The 16925-nt window shown below is 67.3% G+C and carries 13 protein-coding genes; 3 read left to right on the top strand and 10 right to left on the bottom strand.

Annotation, left to right across the window (positions count from 1 at the left end; all coding sequences use genetic code 11):
- Positions 1-15: 15 nt before the first annotated feature.
- From GII31_RS08025 to rpmE, 10 genes are all read right to left on the bottom strand, one after another.
- Positions 16-1359: a F0F1 ATP synthase subunit B/delta gene (locus GII31_RS08025; protein ID WP_213248395.1), complete on the bottom strand. Its 1344-nt coding sequence runs from the start codon at positions 1357-1359 to the stop codon at positions 16-18.
- A gap of 3 nt (positions 1360-1362) precedes the next feature.
- Positions 1363-1863, bottom strand: a complete 501-nt coding sequence (locus GII31_RS08020; protein ID WP_213248393.1) for a F0F1 ATP synthase subunit B — start codon at positions 1861-1863, stop codon at positions 1363-1365.
- 30 nt (positions 1864-1893) lie between these two features.
- Complete coding sequence (locus GII31_RS08015; protein WP_213248391.1) at positions 1894-2145, bottom strand: F0F1 ATP synthase subunit C; 252 nt, start codon at positions 2143-2145, stop codon at positions 1894-1896.
- 84 nt (positions 2146-2229) lie between these two features.
- Entirely contained in the window at positions 2230-2991 is a 762-nt protein-coding gene (gene atpB, locus GII31_RS08010; protein ID WP_213248389.1) for a F0F1 ATP synthase subunit A, read from the bottom strand.
- Positions 2988-3401 (bottom strand): ATP synthase subunit I, encoded by a 414-nt coding sequence (locus GII31_RS08005; RefSeq protein WP_213248387.1) that lies wholly within the window; start codon positions 3399-3401, stop codon positions 2988-2990. The genes atpB and GII31_RS08005 overlap by 4 nt, the downstream gene beginning before the upstream one ends.
- 307 nt (positions 3402-3708) lie before the next feature.
- Positions 3709-4923, bottom strand: coding sequence for a glycosyltransferase family 4 protein (locus GII31_RS08000; RefSeq protein ID WP_213248385.1), 1215 nt, complete (start codon positions 4921-4923; stop codon positions 3709-3711).
- 27 nt (positions 4924-4950) lie between these two features.
- Complete coding sequence (locus tag GII31_RS07995) at positions 4951-5610, bottom strand: L-threonylcarbamoyladenylate synthase (protein WP_213248383.1); 660 nt, start codon at positions 5608-5610, stop codon at positions 4951-4953.
- A gap of 140 nt (positions 5611-5750) precedes the next feature.
- The gene (locus GII31_RS07990) at positions 5751-6656 is read right to left on the bottom strand and encodes a N5-glutamine methyltransferase family protein (protein WP_213248381.1); all 906 of its coding nucleotides are present in this window, start codon (positions 6654-6656) and stop codon (positions 5751-5753) included.
- Positions 6653-7729: a peptide chain release factor 1 gene (gene prfA, locus GII31_RS07985; protein WP_213248380.1), complete on the bottom strand. Its 1077-nt coding sequence runs from the start codon at positions 7727-7729 to the stop codon at positions 6653-6655. Before prfA ends, GII31_RS07990 begins: the two co-directional genes overlap by 4 nt.
- 121 nt (positions 7730-7850) lie before the next feature.
- Entirely contained in the window at positions 7851-8078 is a 228-nt protein-coding gene (rpmE, locus tag GII31_RS07980; RefSeq protein ID WP_213248379.1) for a 50S ribosomal protein L31, read from the bottom strand.
- A 325-nt stretch (positions 8079-8403) separates the two neighbouring features.
- Between rpmE and GII31_RS07975 the strand changes: the two genes are divergently transcribed.
- Genes GII31_RS07975 through GII31_RS07965 form a run of 3 tightly spaced genes read left to right on the top strand, consistent with a single transcriptional unit; the run spans position 8404 to position 16822 of the window.
- Entirely contained in the window at positions 8404-13785 is a 5382-nt protein-coding gene (locus tag GII31_RS07975) for a glutamate synthase-related protein (RefSeq protein WP_213248378.1), read from the top strand.
- A 1-nt stretch (position 13786) separates the two neighbouring features.
- Complete coding sequence (locus GII31_RS07970; protein WP_213248377.1) at positions 13787-15748, top strand: sulfite reductase subunit alpha; 1962 nt, start codon at positions 13787-13789, stop codon at positions 15746-15748.
- Positions 15749-15787: 39 nt separating this feature from the next.
- On the top strand, positions 15788-16822 hold the full coding sequence (locus tag GII31_RS07965) for a ChuX/HutX family heme-like substrate-binding protein (protein WP_213248375.1): 1035 nt from the start codon (positions 15788-15790) through the stop codon (positions 16820-16822).
- The last annotated feature ends 103 nt before the right edge of the window (positions 16823-16925 follow it).

Here is a 16925-nt window from a genome sequence, read left to right as displayed (position 1 = left end):
CGCGTCGGCGTGAGGTCAGCGCGGCAGCGTCTGGGCCGCTGTGGCCAACCGCGTGGCGATGTCGGCCTCGATGACCTCGTCGCCCACTGCGATCCGCAGGCCACCGAGGATGGCCTCGTCAACTTCGGTCTGCACCGAGACGGGGCGACCGTAGATGTTGGCCAGGACACCGCCGAGACGCTGGATCTGTGCGTCGGTGAGCTGCGATGCCGATATGACGTGTGCGACCGACTCACCGCGGCGCGCCGCGGCCAGTTCGGCGAGATGGCCGACGGCCAGCTCCATCGGCTGACCGTGCAGCAACCGCACGGTGTGTGCGAGCAGGGTCTGCGTATGCGCGCCGACCTTGCCGCCGATCAGCGTGCCCAGCAGCCCGATCCGGTTATCGGCGTCGTGGTTGTAGTCCGACAGCAGCGAAGCGAGCTGCGGATTGGCGTCGAGGAGTCGCGAGACCCGGAAAAGTTCGTCCTCGACGCTCTCAATGGTGCCGTCGCGCTCCGCGGCGGCGAGCACGACGAGTGAGTTCTGGCGCCGGAGCGCCGTACCGAAATCGGCGGTCGTCGACCAGCGCTGCCGGGCGGCGGCGGCGACGATGTCCACGGCCACCGGGGATGCCTTACCGGCGAACAGCGAGTTGACCAGGGCGGTCTTGCCCTGCGGGAACTCGTCGTCCTCGGTGAGCTTCTTGCGCAGCACCGGGTTCTTGTCGAGCAGTCCGATGATCTGTGTGAGGTCATCGGATGCGGTAACGAGAGATGCGGCGTCCTTGCCCGCTGCGTCGGCCTCGAAGGCCTCGGCCACTGCCTGGGCAGCGTCGCGGCTGGTGGCCCGCAGCGAATGAATGCCGATCAGCTCGGCACGCGAGTGCGTGGCCGGTGTGGCGGCCGACATCGCCTCGAGTTCGCTGATGACGCGATCGACGCTCTGTTCCTTGGCGGCCGGGTCGGCGAGGTGTCCGCGCACCAGGTCGCCGGCCTGGTCGACCGCGCTCAGGCCCAGATCGGTGCGCAGCTTGCGCACCAGGGTGGACCGGACGAGATCGCCCTGGTTGCTGCTTCCCTCCGAGATCCGGCGAACCTCGCGATCGGCCTGCACCCGAAGGTCGGCGACGATGTTCTCGGCGTCGACGACGGCGTTCTCACGCAGCTTTTCGCCTTCGACCTTGGCGTTCTCGACCGCACGCTCGTGTGCGACGGCCGCGTCCTTGGCCTTGGCCTCGGCGCTCTCGCTGTCAGCGATCTGCTGACCGATGGTGTCCTGCGTGTTCTTGACCGCCTTCTTCAGGAGCGGTACGACGAACTTCCAGATGAGGAAGGCGACGACGGCGAAGCCGACGAGCTGTCCGATGAAGATTTCCACTGTTTAGCTCACCGTCTCCTGAAATGCCTTACCTGTCCGGACGTCCACACCGAGCACGCGGCCGGCGAGGGTCTCCGACAGACGTCCCACGTCCTGCTGCGCGGTGGCCGCGGCCGCGTCGGCCTCGGTGCGCAATCCGGCCGTGGTGGTGGCGAGAGCGGCGTCGGCCTGCTCGGTCGCGCGCCGCTTCGCCTCTGCCAGTTCGTCGTTACCCTGTGCCCGCGCCTCGTCCCGGATACCGGTTGCCACGCCACGAGCGTCTTTGAGCGCGGCCTCGTACTCGGTGGTGGCAGCCTCGTAGCTCGCCGCAGCCGCCTTGTTGTCCTCGGCGGTCTTCGCAACCCGGGCATCACGTTCGTCGAGGACCTGGACGATCGGCGGTACCACGTAGAACTTGATGACCAAAAACACGACTACGAAGATCAACAGGCACACGAAAAAGGTGCCGTTCGGGATCAGGAAGTTGTTGGTTTCCTCACCCTCGGATCCTGAGGCGAGATACATGGTGATTGATTCTTTCTATTGAACCTGACGTCAGTCGGCGGAGATCGGCGTGGCGAAGACGAACAGCGCCATGAATGCGAGGTTGATGAAGTAAGCAGCCTCGACCAGACCGACGGTGATGAAGAACGGGGTGAACAGACGACCCTGAGCCTCGGGCTGACGTGCGATACCCGCGATCAGCTGAGCACCGGCCAGACCGTCACCGATACCGGCACCGATCGCACCGCCGGCCATGATGAGACCGCCGCCGATCAGGGCGCCCATACCAATTGTTGGATCCATTCTGAACTTTCCTTTCGGGTGGAAACTGACGATTTCACTCGCCAGGTCTATAGGCCTGCCCGGCGGCGCCGGTCAGGGGTTTCGTCAGTGATGGTCTTCGGTCTCCATCGCCTGACTGAAGTAGAGGACAGTCAGCAGCGAGAAGATGAACGCCTGGATGAGGCCGACGAACAGGTCGAACGACTTCCACAGTGCGTTGGGTGCCCACAGGATGTAGGCGGGGAACATGGCGATGACCGCGAGCATCGTTCCGCCGGCGAACATGTTGCCGAAAAGACGGAGGGAGAGCGAGACGGGCTTGGCGATCTCTTCGATGATGTTGATCGGGGCGAGGCCGACGGCGTGACCCTTGATCAGCTTGATCGGATGGCCGATGATACCGCGACGCTTGACGCCGGCCGCGTGGTACCAGACGAACACGAAGATGGCCATCGCGTAGACGAAGTTGACGTCGCCGGACGGGGTCATCAGGACCTCGTGGGCCACGCTCTCACCGTGGTCGTCGGTGGTGCCGTACTGCCACGGGATGATGCCGATCCAGTTGGCGATCAGGATGTAGGTGAACAGGGTGACCGCGAGCGGCAGGACGAAGCCGGCGATCTTCATGCCGATGCCCTGCTCGATCTGCTGGCGCATCTGCACCGTGATCGTCTCGAAGTAGATCTGCACCGTGTTGGGTTTGCCGGACGTCATCTTCGCCTTGACGAAGAGCGCCAGGCCGATCACGATCACCGCGGCCAGCGCCGAGGCGATGATGGTGTCGATATTGAAGGTCATCCCGAGGAACTCGGCCTCTTTGTGGTGACCAACTTCGATGGAAGCCGCCAAGATGGAGGTTTCGCTCATAGCTGCTTACGCAGTCCTTTCATCACCGGGATCACCGTGTTGAGTACCAGGATCACCTGTCCAACCGCGAGTCCGAACATGACGCCCAGCCCATCGGGCCGGACCAGGAGGGCCGCCGCCAGTGCCAGCACCGTGATGGCGCCCAGCCGGGCGGCGGAATTGAGGGCCAGAGATTTCTTGTGCGGGTTGGGTTCTGCCGCGATGACACCGACGACGTTGCGCACGGCGACCGCGTTCACGAATGCCCCGACCACGCCCACAAGAAAGAACACCCCGACCAAGGGGTGTCCGAGCCAGATCGATACGCCTGCCACGACTGCCGTGACCACGACCGCGATGATCCCCGGCCGCCGAAGCCCCGTGGGCGCCTGCGGATAGACGGGGGCTGATTCGGGTGCGGATGTCGTCATTCGCCTCTCCTCAGCTCCTTCAAGCCGGCTTTGCGCGGACTCAGCCCGCCAAGCGGGCACAGGGTACCGCACGGGTTCCGGACAGCCAGTGTGACACCGGATGGCCCGCGGGTGCTCTGTGACCATATCAACACAGGGATAAAGACGTCACCGGGGGGTATCTCTTGAGTTTCCCGGTTGGTCGGCGTGAGCAGATCTGCTCTACTACCGTCGATAGTACACGTAGTTTTACTGTTACCTTACCCTGGCCCCGCACGGCGGCCCAGGACCGCTCTCCCCCACCATGTTCGGGGCCGCGGACGCCGGCTCAGCGCGCACTCCGCGAACTCGTGCGCCACTCCGCGTACCGGCGCTGCAGGCGCGGCGCCATCGTCACGCCCAGCGCCAGTACCAGCCCGGCGCCCAGAGCCGGGGCCACATACCTGACCGGGTAGATGGTGCTGGCCGCGACGGAGAAGGCCAGCACACCCACCCACAGGTAGATGATCAGCGCCACCCGGCGCTGCGAATGGCCGAGCTCGAGCAGCCGGTGATGCAGGTGCATCTTGTCGGGCGTGTAAAAGCCCACCCCCGCCCGGGTACGGCGGATGACCGCCATCAGCATGTCGAGCATCGGGATGAACACCACGGCGGCGACCAGGATCAACGGGCTCAGGAGCGTGAACACGTCGGCCGGACCGTACGAGTAGATCGCGATGCGCCCCGACGCACTGGTCGCCGCCGCAGCCAGCAGCAGTCCGATCAGCATCGCCCCGGAGTCGCCCATGAAGATCCGCGCGGGCGAGAAATTGTGCGGCAGAAAGCCCAGACACGCACCCGCCAGCGCGGCCGCGATCAACGCCGGCGGGTAATAGCTGACGTCACCTCCCTGATCCCGGAGCAGGCCCACCGAGAACAGACAGATCGCCAGCGCCGAGATGGCGCCCAGCCCCGCGGCCAGCCCGTCCAGACCGTCGACGAAGTTGACCGCGTTGATGGTGGAGACCGTGATGAGCACGGTGAGCAGGCCGGCCTGGAAGGGATCGAGGACGACGGTGTCGATGTCACCGAACGGCACCGGCACCAGGTACCAGCTCACGCCCATCACGACAAGGACACCGGCCGCTGTCACCTGGCCCAGGAACTTGGTCAGGGCATCGAGGCCCCACCGGTCGTCGATGACGCCGACCAGGACTATCACCGTGCCCGAGGCCAGCACCGCGCTCATGTCGTTGGTGTAGGCGAAACCACGCGTCAGCGCGGGGAGATTCGCCGCGAGCATGATCGCCGCGAGAACACCGGCGAACATTCCGATGCCGCCGAGTCTGGGGGTCGGGATGACATGTACGTCGCGGGTCCGCGGGACAGCCACGGCACCGGCCTTGATCGCACCCATCCGGACCAGCGAGGTGACGAGGTAGGTGACCGCCGCGGCGGTCAGACCGATCAGCAACAGCTCCCGGAACGGCACGCCCGCCCCGCCGCCGGAGGAGGCCGCGAGTGACAGGTGTGCGGGTTCGGGACTGATCGCGTCAGGATGCATCGCAACAGGTTCCGCGACGACCGCCGCTCACCGGTCTCCGGTCAGCACTGCCGGGTCGATGTCGAGAACCTCGGCGATGTCCGCGACCGACACCGCACCCTCGCGCAGGATCCGCGGGGTCATTCCGGTCAGGTCGACGATCGTCGAGGGCTGCGCCAGCGCGGCCGGACCACCGTCGAGATAGACCGACACCTCGCCCCCGAGCTGCGCGCGCGCGTCGGCGGCCGTCGACGCCGGCGGCTGCCCGGATACGTTGGCACTCGAGACCGCCATCGGGCCGACTGCCCGCAAGAGTTCGATCGCCACCGGATGCAGCGGCATCCGCACCATCACCGTTCCGTCGGCGTCACCGAGATCCCAGGCAAGTGACGGTGCCTGCTCCACGACGATGCTCAGCCCGCCCGGCCAGAAGGATTCGACCAGCGCCCGCATATCCGCCGACACCGACAGCACCAGGCCGTCGATGGTGTGCCAGGACCCGACGAGGACGGGCACCGGCATGTCGCGGCCCCGGCCCTTGGCGCTCAGCAGCGAGGCCACTGCCTCGGAGTCGAAGGCATCGCAGCCGATACCGTAAAGCGTGTCGGTGGGCAGGACCACCAGTCTGCCCACCTTGGCGGCCCCCACCGCCGCGCGGATACCGGCCTCCCGCGAGTCCGATTCGTTGCAGTCGTACACGGTGCTCACTGCCGGTCCTCGCTCACTGCCGGTCCTCACTCATCGCTGGTCCTCACTCGTCGCCGGCTCACAATCACCGCCGAAAGACTCACTCTGCCATCCTCGCACGCCACATGCCGAGCCCCGCGCCGATGCTCGTCACGGGCCGCTCACCGCGACCGGCGCATCGTCACGAATCGTGGCCGTCCGGTCAGATCGTCGTGGCCGGCGACCTCGGTAAACAGCCCGGTGGCGGCCGCGGCCGCGAGCACCCGGGCGGACGTGCTCTCGTCGTGCTCGATTCCCGCGCGGCCACCCGGCCGCAGGAGCCGGCCCACCAGCGCGAGCATCGGGGTGATCACCGACATACCGTCGTCGCCGGCGAACACCGCGGCGTGCGGGTCCGCACCGACCTCCGGTGCGACGCCGGTGCCCTCGGGGACATACGGTGGATTGCTCACCACGAGATCGGCGACCGGTGCCGCGCCACGCGATCCGGGGCCGCTACCGGCCACGGCCGCCAGGGCCGCGACCGTGGCGCCCGCATCGGTCACGTCGGCACACACGGCCCGGCAACGCGAGGCCACATCGCAGGCGGTGATGTTGCGGTTGAGCCACTGCCAGGAGTCAGCGGACTTCTCGACGGCCAACACCCGGGCCGTGGGCACCAGTGTCGCGACAGCGATGCCGAGCGCCCCGCTGCCGCTGCACAGATCGACCACGACCGGATGCGCCACCTCGGTCAGCGCGGCAACAGCCCACTCGAGCAGCCATTCGGTCTCCGGTCGCGGAACGAAAACGCCCGGACCGACCGCCAGATCAACCGGGCCGAACGCCGCGGTGCCGATCAGGTGCTGCAGCGGGACCCGGGTCCGGCGCCGGGCGACGAGGTCGCGGTAGGACCACGCCTGGTCGTCGGACAGATCGTCGGCGATCAGGAGCCGCCCGCGATCGATGCGCAGCACATAACACATCAACCATTCGGCGTCGGCACGGGGCGAGGCCACCCCGACTTCGGCAAGTTGACTTGTCGCCCATGCGATCTCGTCGCTGACGCGCACTCGCGGGGCCGTCATTCGGCGGCGAGGCGCGCCTGCCGGTCCGCCGCGACCAGGGCGTCGAGCAGCGCGTCCATGTCGCCGGCCAGCACCGCGTCCAGATTGTTGGCCTTGTAGCCGACGCGGTGGTCGGTGATGCGGTTCTCGGGAAAGTTGTAGGTACGGATGCGCTCGGATCGGTCCACCGTGCGGATCTGTGCGGCACGCCCCTGCGCCGCCGCCGCCTCAGCTTCCTCCTCGGCCGCCGCCTGCAGACGCGCCGCGAGCACCTGCATCGCGCGGGCCTTGTTCTGCAGCTGGGAACGCTCGTTCTGGCAGGTCACCACGATTCCGGTCGGCAGGTGCGTGATCCGGACCGCCGAGTCGGTGGTGTTGACACCCTGCCCGCCCTTGCCCGAGGACCGGTAGACGTCGATCCGCAGGTCCGATTCGTCGATCGCGACCTCCTCGACCTCGTCGGGCTCGGGGTAGATGAGCACACCGGCGGCCGAGGTGTGGATACGGCCCTGGGACTCGGTCACGGGCACACGCTGCACCCGATGCACACCACCCTCGAATTTCAGCCGCGACCACACTCCGTCGCGCACCGATTCACGCGCCTTGATCGAGATCGTGGCCTCCTTGTAGCCGCCGAGGTCCGATTCGGTGACGCCGAGGAACTGCGCCTTCCAGCCGCGCCGTTCGCAGTACTTGAGGTACATCCGGGCCAGGTCGGAGGCAAACAGTGCCGACTCCTCCCCTCCCGCACCGGATTTGATTTCCATGACGACATCGTCGCCGTCATGCGGGTCACGGGGGGCGAGCAGGTCGGTCAGAGTCGCGTCGAGTTCGGCGACCGTCTCCTCCAGTGCCGGGATCTCTTCGGCGAACGCCGGGTCATCGGCGGCCAGTTCGCGGGCCGCCTCCAGATCGTCCCGGGCCGCGCACAGCCTGCGGTAGGTGGCCATCACGGGCGCCAGTTCGGCGAAGCGTTTGCCCACCCTGCGCGCGGCGGCCGGATCGTTGTGCAGCGCCGGGTCCGCCAGCTGCCGCTCGAGACCTTCGTGTTCGGCGACGACATCGTCGATCGCGGACGGGCTGGTGCTGCTCACAGTGCCTCACTGGGATAGATGGCACCATCGGGTATCGATGGCACGTGCCGGGGATCGGTTCGGACAAAAAAGAACGGCGCCCGGCCCGGGAGGAGTTCCCGGGCGGGCGCCGTTGTGCAAGCTAGCTGGAGGCTGCGCTCTTGTTCCGCTTGCCGTAGCGCTTCTCGAAGCGCGCGACACGGCCGCCGGTGTCGAGGATCTTCTGCTTGCCCGTGTAGAACGGGTGGCACTGCGAGCAGACCTCGACGGTGATCCGGCCGCTCGAGGCGGTGCTCCGGGTCTCGAACGTGTTGCCGCAACCACACACGACGGTGGTGGCGACGTATTCGGGGTGGATACCCTTTTTCATTCCTCTGGTGTCCCTTCGATGGTGGTCGCCGGGTCACCGTCGGTGATTCGACGGTGTGAACCGGTACCGGACTCAACCTTGCCACTATGCCACGGCCGACCATCCGGAATGAAATCGATCAGCCGGAGATCGGTGCCGACATGTGGGCACAAGTAGCGCAACAGCGCGCCCGGTCCGGCTATTCCACCGCCCCGACTCCACCATCCTGACCAGCAACAAAGGTATAGCTTAGTTAATTTAGGATTGGCTTAGCTATAGTGATCGGACGCCACTTCAACGTCGCAGGGGCGTATCAAGCATTCGGTCGGCTCGATACAGGAGACGTATGAAGCGCGAACAGCGCACGCAGGACCTGCTGTGGCACCCCAGCGACGAGAAGAGCAGTTGCGGCGTCGGGTTCATCACCCGCAAGGACGGCGTGCAGAGCCACGACGTCATCGTCAAGGCATCCGAGGCACTGTGCTCGGTCCCCCACCGCGGCGGCATGTCGGCCGAGGGAGTCGGTGACGGCGGCGGTGTCTCGATGGACCTCTCACAGGCCTTCTTCCGCAAGATCACCGGCATGCCGGACCTGTCGCTCGGCAGGTTCTGCGTCGGAAACTTCTTCCTCCCGGCAGGTGCGCAGGACCGCGCCGAGCACCTCATCGAGTCCACGATGACCGAGCGCGGCTTCTCGGTTCTTGCAGTTCGTGATGTGCCGGTGAACAATTCGGCTTTGCGCGCCGCCGCGGTCCGGCACCAGCTGCCGATCCGGCAATGGGTGTTCGCCGCACCCGAACCGACGCCCGGACCCGCCGAACTCGACCTGCTGGTTCAGCAGGCGCTGCTGCACATCGAGGCCGTCGGCTACACCGATCCCGCACTGGCCGGGCTGTATCCGCTGTCGCTGTCCGCGCGGACCCAGGTCCTCAAGGGCCGGCTCTCCTCCCCCGAGGTGATCGGCTACTTCGCCGACCTGACCGACCCGGACCACGCGGTGCACACCCTGTTCTTCCACACGCGGTTCTCCACCAACACGGACCCGCATCCGACGATGGCCCAGCCCTTCCGGTTCCTGGCCCACAACGGTGAACTCAACACCGACAAGAAGAACCGCATCGCGCAGGTCACCGCCGCGGCCGCGCAGCGGCGCCGGATCGTCCGGCCGCCCGGTCAGTCCGACAGTTCACGGCTCGACCAGACCGTCGCCACCCGGGTCACCGAGGACGGTCTCGACCTGGTCACGGCAATCGTCTCGATGATGCCTCCGGCCTGGGAGAACGACAGCTCGCTCTCGCCCCGCGTGCGGGCGATGTTCGAATACTTCTCGCTGTACGAGGAAAAGAACGACGGACCTGCGGCGGTCGTCTTCGGCAACGGATCGATCATCGGTGCCCGCCTCGACCGGCTGGGGCTGCGACCGCTGCGCACCCTGGAGACCAACAAGTACCTGTGCGCGTTCTCCGAGGCCGGGCAGATCGACGTGCACCCGGATTCGGTGATCGCGCGGGGCCGGGTATCGGCGGGCGGGATGATCTTCTACGACCACCGCGAACATCGCACCTACACCACCGACGACGCGTACGAGAAGCTCGCCGCCGCCGCCGACTACCCGGCACTGCTGGCCGCAGCCAAGGTGGACCTCGACGATCTGCCCGAATTCGAACCGGGCCCTGTTGATGGTCGGGCCCCGGTCGGCCCCCAAGGCTCCGTCTTCCTCCCCCCTTCGGGGTCGCAAACTCCCCGCTCAGTCAGTCATCCAGACGAAGCCGGTCCGACCGAACCCGACTTGACCGACCATCAGCTGTTCCGGTCGTACTATCTGGATCAGGAGAGCTTCCGCTACTTCATGGATCCGATGCTCGACAAGGGCGCCGAACTGGTGTCGGCGATGGGCTTCGGCAACGCCATCAACGCGCTGAGCAACATCGAACCCAGCATCACCCGCTACTTCTCGCAACGCTTCGCCCAGGTCACCAACCCGCCGCTGGACAGCATCCGGGAGGCCGACGGCATGACGCTGCGCGTCTCGCTCGGCATCCGGCCCGAGGTGTCCGGACGCGACCGCAGACACGACACCCTGATCCGCACACGCCAGATCGTGCTGCGCTCGCCCATCCTGACCGCCCAGCACCTGTGGGTGCTCGGGGCGCAGGCCGAAACACCGGTCAGCACATTCTCCGCGCTGTACCCGGTCGGTCCCGCCGACAGCGGGCGCGCACAGCTGGTCACCGCCATCGACCACCTCTGCGAGGAGATCGTGGCGTTTGCCAAACGCCGCGGCGGTATCGCCGTCATCACCGACCGCGGGGTCGACGCCCACCACGCGGCGCTGCCGATGACCTTCGTCGTCTCGGCCATCAACCAGCGGCTCATCGACGAGGGGCTGCGCCTGCGGATCTCCCTGGTCGTGGACAGCGGACAGGTCGAGTCGTCGCATCACCTGGCCACGCTGCTCGGATTCGGGGCCTCGGCCGTGCACCCGCATTCGGTGGCACGCCGGGCCGCCGCCCGACCCGACCCCGATCAGGCCTTCCGGAACTGGGCCAAGGCCGCGGAGAAGTCACTGATGAAGACGATGGGCCGGGTCGGGCTGTGCACCGTCGAGAGCTACATCGGCGGAGAGTTCTTCGAACCCAACTTCCTCGACACCGCCGACGACGACCTGCGACGCTGGTTCCCGGGCTCCCTATCACCGGTCGGCGGCGTCGGACTCGACGCCATCGCCGAGGTCCTCGCGGACGCGCACCGCCACGCCACCGACGAGGCCTCCGTACTCACCTCCGACAAAGATCTGCCGCTGCTCGGGCTGTTCAAGGAGCGGGCCGGCGGCGCCGGCCACTCGTTCGGCACCAAGGCGGTCAAACGCTACGAGGGGCTCACAGCCGAGCCGCTGAGCTACCGGTCGGCCGACAAGGTGTCTGCGAAGGCCGAGGCCGCCGACGCGTCCGGCTCACTGCCGCTGCTCACCCTCGCCGGTCTGGACTCCGCATTCGGCCTCGACGCATCGGTATACGGCGGCAGCGGCTTCGACCGCCTGTCCGACGAGGCCATCGACACCTTCCGGATCACCCCGGCCTACCGCTCGTTCACCGAGGACATCGCTCAGGCCCGCGCCGAACGGCCCAGCGCCCTGCGTGACATCCTGGCGGCCCACCCGGCCGGTCCGCCGATCGAGCTGGAGCAGGTATCCGCCGCCCACGAGATCACCGCCACATTCGCATCGGGCGCGATGAGCCACGGCGCGCTCGTCGCCCCCGCCCACGAGGCGGTCGCGCACGGCACCAACATGGTGGGCGGACTGTCCAACAGCGGTGAGGGCGGCGAACATCTGTCGCGATACGGCACTATCCGCGCCTCGCGGATCAAACAGTTCGCCTCGGGCAGGTTCGGTATCTGGTCGGGCTATCTGGCCGACCCGATGCTCGAAGAACTCGAGATCAAGATCGGACAGGGCGCCAAACCCGGTGAGGGCGGACAGCTCCCCGCGCCGAAGGTCACCGTGGAGATCGCCGCGGCGCGCGGCGGCACACCCGGCGTCGAGCTGGTCTCACCTCCCCCGCACCACGACACCTACTCAATCGAGGATCTCGCGCAGCTGATCCACGACTGCAAGGCCGCACGCGTACGGGTGATCGTGAAACTGGTGTCGTCCGAGGGCATCGGCACCATCGCGGTGGGCGTGGCCAAAGCCGGCGCCGACGTCATCAACGTGGCCGGCAACACCGGGGGCACCGGCGCCGCGTCGGTGACCAGCCTGCGGTACGCGGGCAGAGTCGCAGAGATCGGGTTGGCCGAGGTGCATCAGGCGCTGTGCGCCAACGGTCTGCGCGACAAGGTCGTCCTGCGCACGTCAGGGGCGCATCAGACCGGTCACGACGTGGTGACCTCCGCGTTGCTCGGCGCCGACAGCTTCGAGTTCGGCACCGCAGCCCTGATGATGATCGGCTGCGTCATCGCCAAGAACTGCAATGTCCAATGCCCGGCCGGACTCACCACCAACCCGGAGGTGTTCGAGGGCGACCCGCGCGCGATGGCACAGTATCTGCTCAACGTCGCGCACGAAGTTCGTGAGATCCTCGCCGGCCTCGGGCTGCCCGACCTGCGGGCCGCGCGCGGACGCGCCGACCTGCTGTCGGTGATCGACCATCCGGCACTCGTCGGCACGCTGCGCAGCCGGGCGCTGCTGGCCGTCGTCGACAACCCGCACATCGACGACCCGGTGTACCTCGAACGCGACTACGCGGTCGACGACCGGCTCCTGGAGCAGGTGCGCGACACGCTGTTCGACAGCGGGTCGGCGGCGGTGACCACCCAGCCGGTGCATCTGGGCAACCGCAACAAGAGCGTCGGCGCACAGCTGGCCATCGACATCGAACGCATCCTCAACTACGAGATCGGCGATGCCGACGCGGCAGCTCTCGGACCGGTACACACCGACGACCGCGGCCGCCGCTACCTGGACGCCGACACCGTCACCGTGCCCACCACCGGATCGGCGGGGCTTTCGTACGCGGCCTTCTGCACCGACGGCATGACGATGGTCCACACCGGCACCTGCAACGACGGTGTCGGAAAGTCGATGTCGGGCGGCTCGGTGATCGTACGGTCCCCAGGTGGCGGGTCTCCCGCGGTCGGCGGCAACGTGCTGGTCGGCAACTTCGCGTTGTTCGGCGCCACCGGTGGCCGACTGTTCGTCGAGGGCGAGGCCGGGGACCGGTTCGCCGTCCGCAACTCCGGTGCCACGGCCGTTGTCGAAGGTCTCGGCGAGTACGGCTGCGAGTACATGACCAACGGGGCGGTGTTCAATCTCGGCGGCTTCGGCAAGGGCCTGGCCAACGGGATGAGTGGCGGCTTCCTCTATCAATACGATCCCGCCTGCGATCTGGACTCGCGGATCAGCTCCGATTCGGTGATCGTGGGCGCCATCACAGGTGTCGACGACCCGTACGCCCCGTTCCATCACCACGCCGCCCGCACCCTGCTGCACATGCACGCGGCGGCCACCGGCTCGGCGCTGGCCACCCGGCTCATCCAGAACTGGGAGACCGAACGTCACTACGTCAGCTACGCGATGCCCAAGGCCCTCCTGCAGCATCAGGACAGCGACACCATCATGGCGACGCTGACCCGGCGTGAGCTGCTGGACGAGCTGTCCACCGCGATCGCCGGAGACCAGGTTCACAAGCTGAAGATCTCGATCCGCCACCGGGCACCCGTCGCCGAAGGTCTGACCCCGGAGTTCGGTCATACCGACGACGAACAGACGTTCCGGGTCCTGGGTGCGTTCATCGTGTTCGAACTCGCCCGCGAGGTGGCCACCCGCCGCCTGCGGCGCACATCGCCCGCCGCGGACGACACCGCCGTGGCCAAGGCCGCGCGCAACCTCGTGCTGACCGAGGATTTCGAACTCAACGGCAAGGTCAAGAAGTATGCCCGCGACATCCTCTGCGGCTATGCCGACGAGCAACTCGCGGCCCTGATCGGCAACAAACGCGTCACCGACTACAAGAACGCGTTGCGACTGCGAAACGTCCGGTCGATCGATGCTCCGGCAACGTACGGCTGGGTACTGCACCAGGACGCCGTGAACCGTGCCAAGCTCGGCGGACTGCCCGGTTTCGATGAGCTCTTCGCCTCAAGAGCCGTGCCGGATGTCGCGGCTACCATTGCGGCCGGTATATATCACAGTGACGCAAATCGCATATCCAAATCGAAGGTCGGATGACATGCAACTGCCCCACATTCCCGCGGACGTACCCTTCACAGGCGAACAGAAGGCCTGGCTGGCAGGGTTTCTCGCCGGACTGAACACCCGCATCGGACTGCCTTCGGAGGTGGTTCCGGCATCCGGCCAGGCCTCGCAGGCCACCCCTGCCGTCGCCACCGGAGCAGCCGCCCCGCAGCCGCAGGCCGCCGAGCCCGAACCGGCCGCGTCCGGTCCCCGGTCGCTGCTGGTGGTGTACGGCACCCAGACCGGCAACGCCGAATACGTCGCCGAGCAGGTCGAGACCGCGGCCGCCGAGCACGGCTTCGCCGCCGAGACCAAAGACATGGGCGATATGGACCTGGACACGCTCGCCGCCGCGAGCCACCTGGTCATCGTGTGTTCCACCTACGGCGAGGGCGAGATGCCCGACGATGCCGAGGACTTCTGGCAGGAGGTCGCCGGACCGGGAGCGCCGCGGCTGGACGGCACCTATTTCGGCGTCGTCGCGCTCGGCGACTCCATCTACGACGGTTTCTGCCAGGCCGGCAAGAACTTCGATGCCCGGCTCGCCGAACTGGGCGCTATCCGGGTGATCGACCGCGTCGACTGCGACGTGGACTATCAGGGACCGGCCGACGACTGGGTCGCCGAGGCGCTGCCCGCGCTCGCCGCCGCCGGTGCCGAACCGGCGTCGGCCGTCGCCGAACCCGAGGCCGCCGAGGTTCCCGCCCCCGAGACCGCCGTCACCGAGACGGCCGCTCCCGAGATCGTCATTCCCGAACCCGGCGCCCCGGAACCGTCCGACAGCCCGGCCACCGAGGCCTCCGCCCCCAAGGCACCCGCGAAGGCCACCGGCAAGTCCGACTGGGGCCGGAAAAACCCCTATCCGGCGACCATCGTCACCAACTCGGTCCTGTCCGGCGCCACCTCGGCCAAAGAGGTACGCCACATCGAGATCTCGCTCGGTGACAGCGGGATCGCCTACGAGCCGGGCGACGGTATCAGCATCGCGGCCGTCAACGACCCCGCGGTCGTCGACCTGATCCTCAAGCGGATCGGTGCCACCGGCGACGAGGTGATCAAGGATCGCAAGACCGAACACACCCTGCGCGAGGCACTCACCCACCACTACGAGATCGGGGTGCCCACCAAGTACCTCGTCGACTACATCGCCAAACGCACCAACGATCCCGAGATCGGCCACCTCGTCGACACCGGCGACCACGAGGCACTCGACGCGTGGCTGTACGGGCGCGACGTCCTCGACGTCCTCAATGTCGACCCCGATCTGACGATCACCCCCGAGGAACTGATCGCCGAGCTCAAACCACTCGCGGCCCGCGTCTACTCGATCTCCTCGAGCCCGCGCGTGCACTCCGGATCGGTCCACATCACCATGGCGGCCGTCCGGTACCGCACCGGTGACCGCGACCGCGGCGGTGTGTGTTCGACCTACCTCGCCGATCGTCGGGCCGTGGGCGAGCAGGTGGGTGTGTACATCACCCCCAACAAGTCGTTCCGGCTGCCCGCCGACGACGCGAAGGTCATCATGATCGGCCCCGGCACCGGTGTCGCACCGTTCCGCGCGTTCCTGCACGAGCGGGTCTCCCGTGGCGCGACCGGCGACAACTGGCTGTTCTTCGGCGACCAGCACCGCTCGAGCGACTTCATTTACGCCGACGAGTTCGGGCAGTTCGTCACCGACGGCGTGCTCACCCACCTCGACCTGGCGTTCTCGCGGGACCAGGAGCACAAGGTCTACGTCCAGAACAGGATGCTCGAGAAGGGCGCCGAATTCTTCTCGTGGCTGGAATCGGGCGCCCACGTCTACGTGTGCGGCGACGCCACCCGGATGGCGCACGACGTCGATGAGGCACTGCACGAGATCATCGCGCAGCACGGCAAGCTCTCGGCGAATGACGCCGAGACCTACATCAGCAAGCTTAAATCCGACAAGCGCTATCTGCGCGACGTGTACTAACGCGGCTCCAGGCGCGAGCCAGAAAGGAAAGCGGCGACGATGCCCGATTCCCCGGACAGGACACCCGACGATTCCGGTACCGCCGGCGACCACGAGGTCACCGGCGTCACCGGGCACGGATGCGCCAACGCATCGGGCTGTTACTGTCCGGGCCGGGCGCGGCAGACCACGAGCGATCTGGACACGCTGCTGGCCACCCCCGGTTTTGCCGGGACGGTGCTGGACACACCCGTCACCGAGTTGGCCGGCACGCTCCCGCTGCTCGACCGCGTCGTCGGGGTGACCGTCGCGGGCCCGGTCATCATGAACGATGTGGGCACGCACTGCGCGCCCGTCGAGATGGGCGGCCCGCTGAAGTTCGACGACACGCACATCTCGTTGCGCATCAACCCGCGACGTCTCGGGAAGATCCTGGTCACCGAGCCCGCCGCGCACGTACCGCCCACGCTGCGGCTGTTCGACACCGACGGCAACACCGCCCACGCGACATATCTGACCGAACAGTCGGACCGGCTGGCCTTCGAGGCGCTCTCGCTGGCCGTGCCCGCGCGTGAAGACGACGCCGGATCCCGGGACGAACAGATGCCGGAACCGTCGTCGGCGTCGGTGCCCGACGACGATCAGATCGCGCTGTTCGACGCCATGCTCGACGACTGCGGTACCCAGCGCCTGGCCCGCCTGACCAGACCCGACACCACGGCAGCACCCCGTGCGGTCCGGGTCGACTCGGATCAGGTAATCGCCGCCCTCGAACACGCCTCGCTGTTGGGTATGCGGGTGACGCTGTGCGCTGTCGCCACCGGATGCCTACAGGTTCGCCATGCCGTTCTCGACGGCTGCCGAGAGCACAACGGGACGATGGTGATCGCTTCGGGCACCGCCCGCGTGATGATCAACTTCAACCTCGTCGAGGAATGCTGGATCAGCTGGTCCCAGGGTGCGTGCGGGCCCACCGGTGCCATCGAGCTGTACGACCGGCACGGCCGGTGCAGTTTCGTGGCCACCCAGACCGGGCCGGTGGCGCCCATCACCTCGGAGGCATGGGATCAGCTCATCAGCGACCTCGCCGCCTGAATCACCGCCTACACCACCACGAACGCCCCCGATCGCCGGAGTACCGGCTTTCGGGGGCGTTCGTGGTCGGATCTACTGCCGATCGGTCGTCCTGCTGATCAGT

Source organism: Gordonia pseudamarae, from assembly GCF_025273675.1.
Taxonomy (GTDB): Bacteria; Actinomycetota; Actinomycetes; order Mycobacteriales; family Mycobacteriaceae; genus Gordonia; species Gordonia pseudamarae.
Note: the sequence above shows the minus strand (reverse complement) of the source record. Positions and strands in the feature narration are given on the sequence as shown.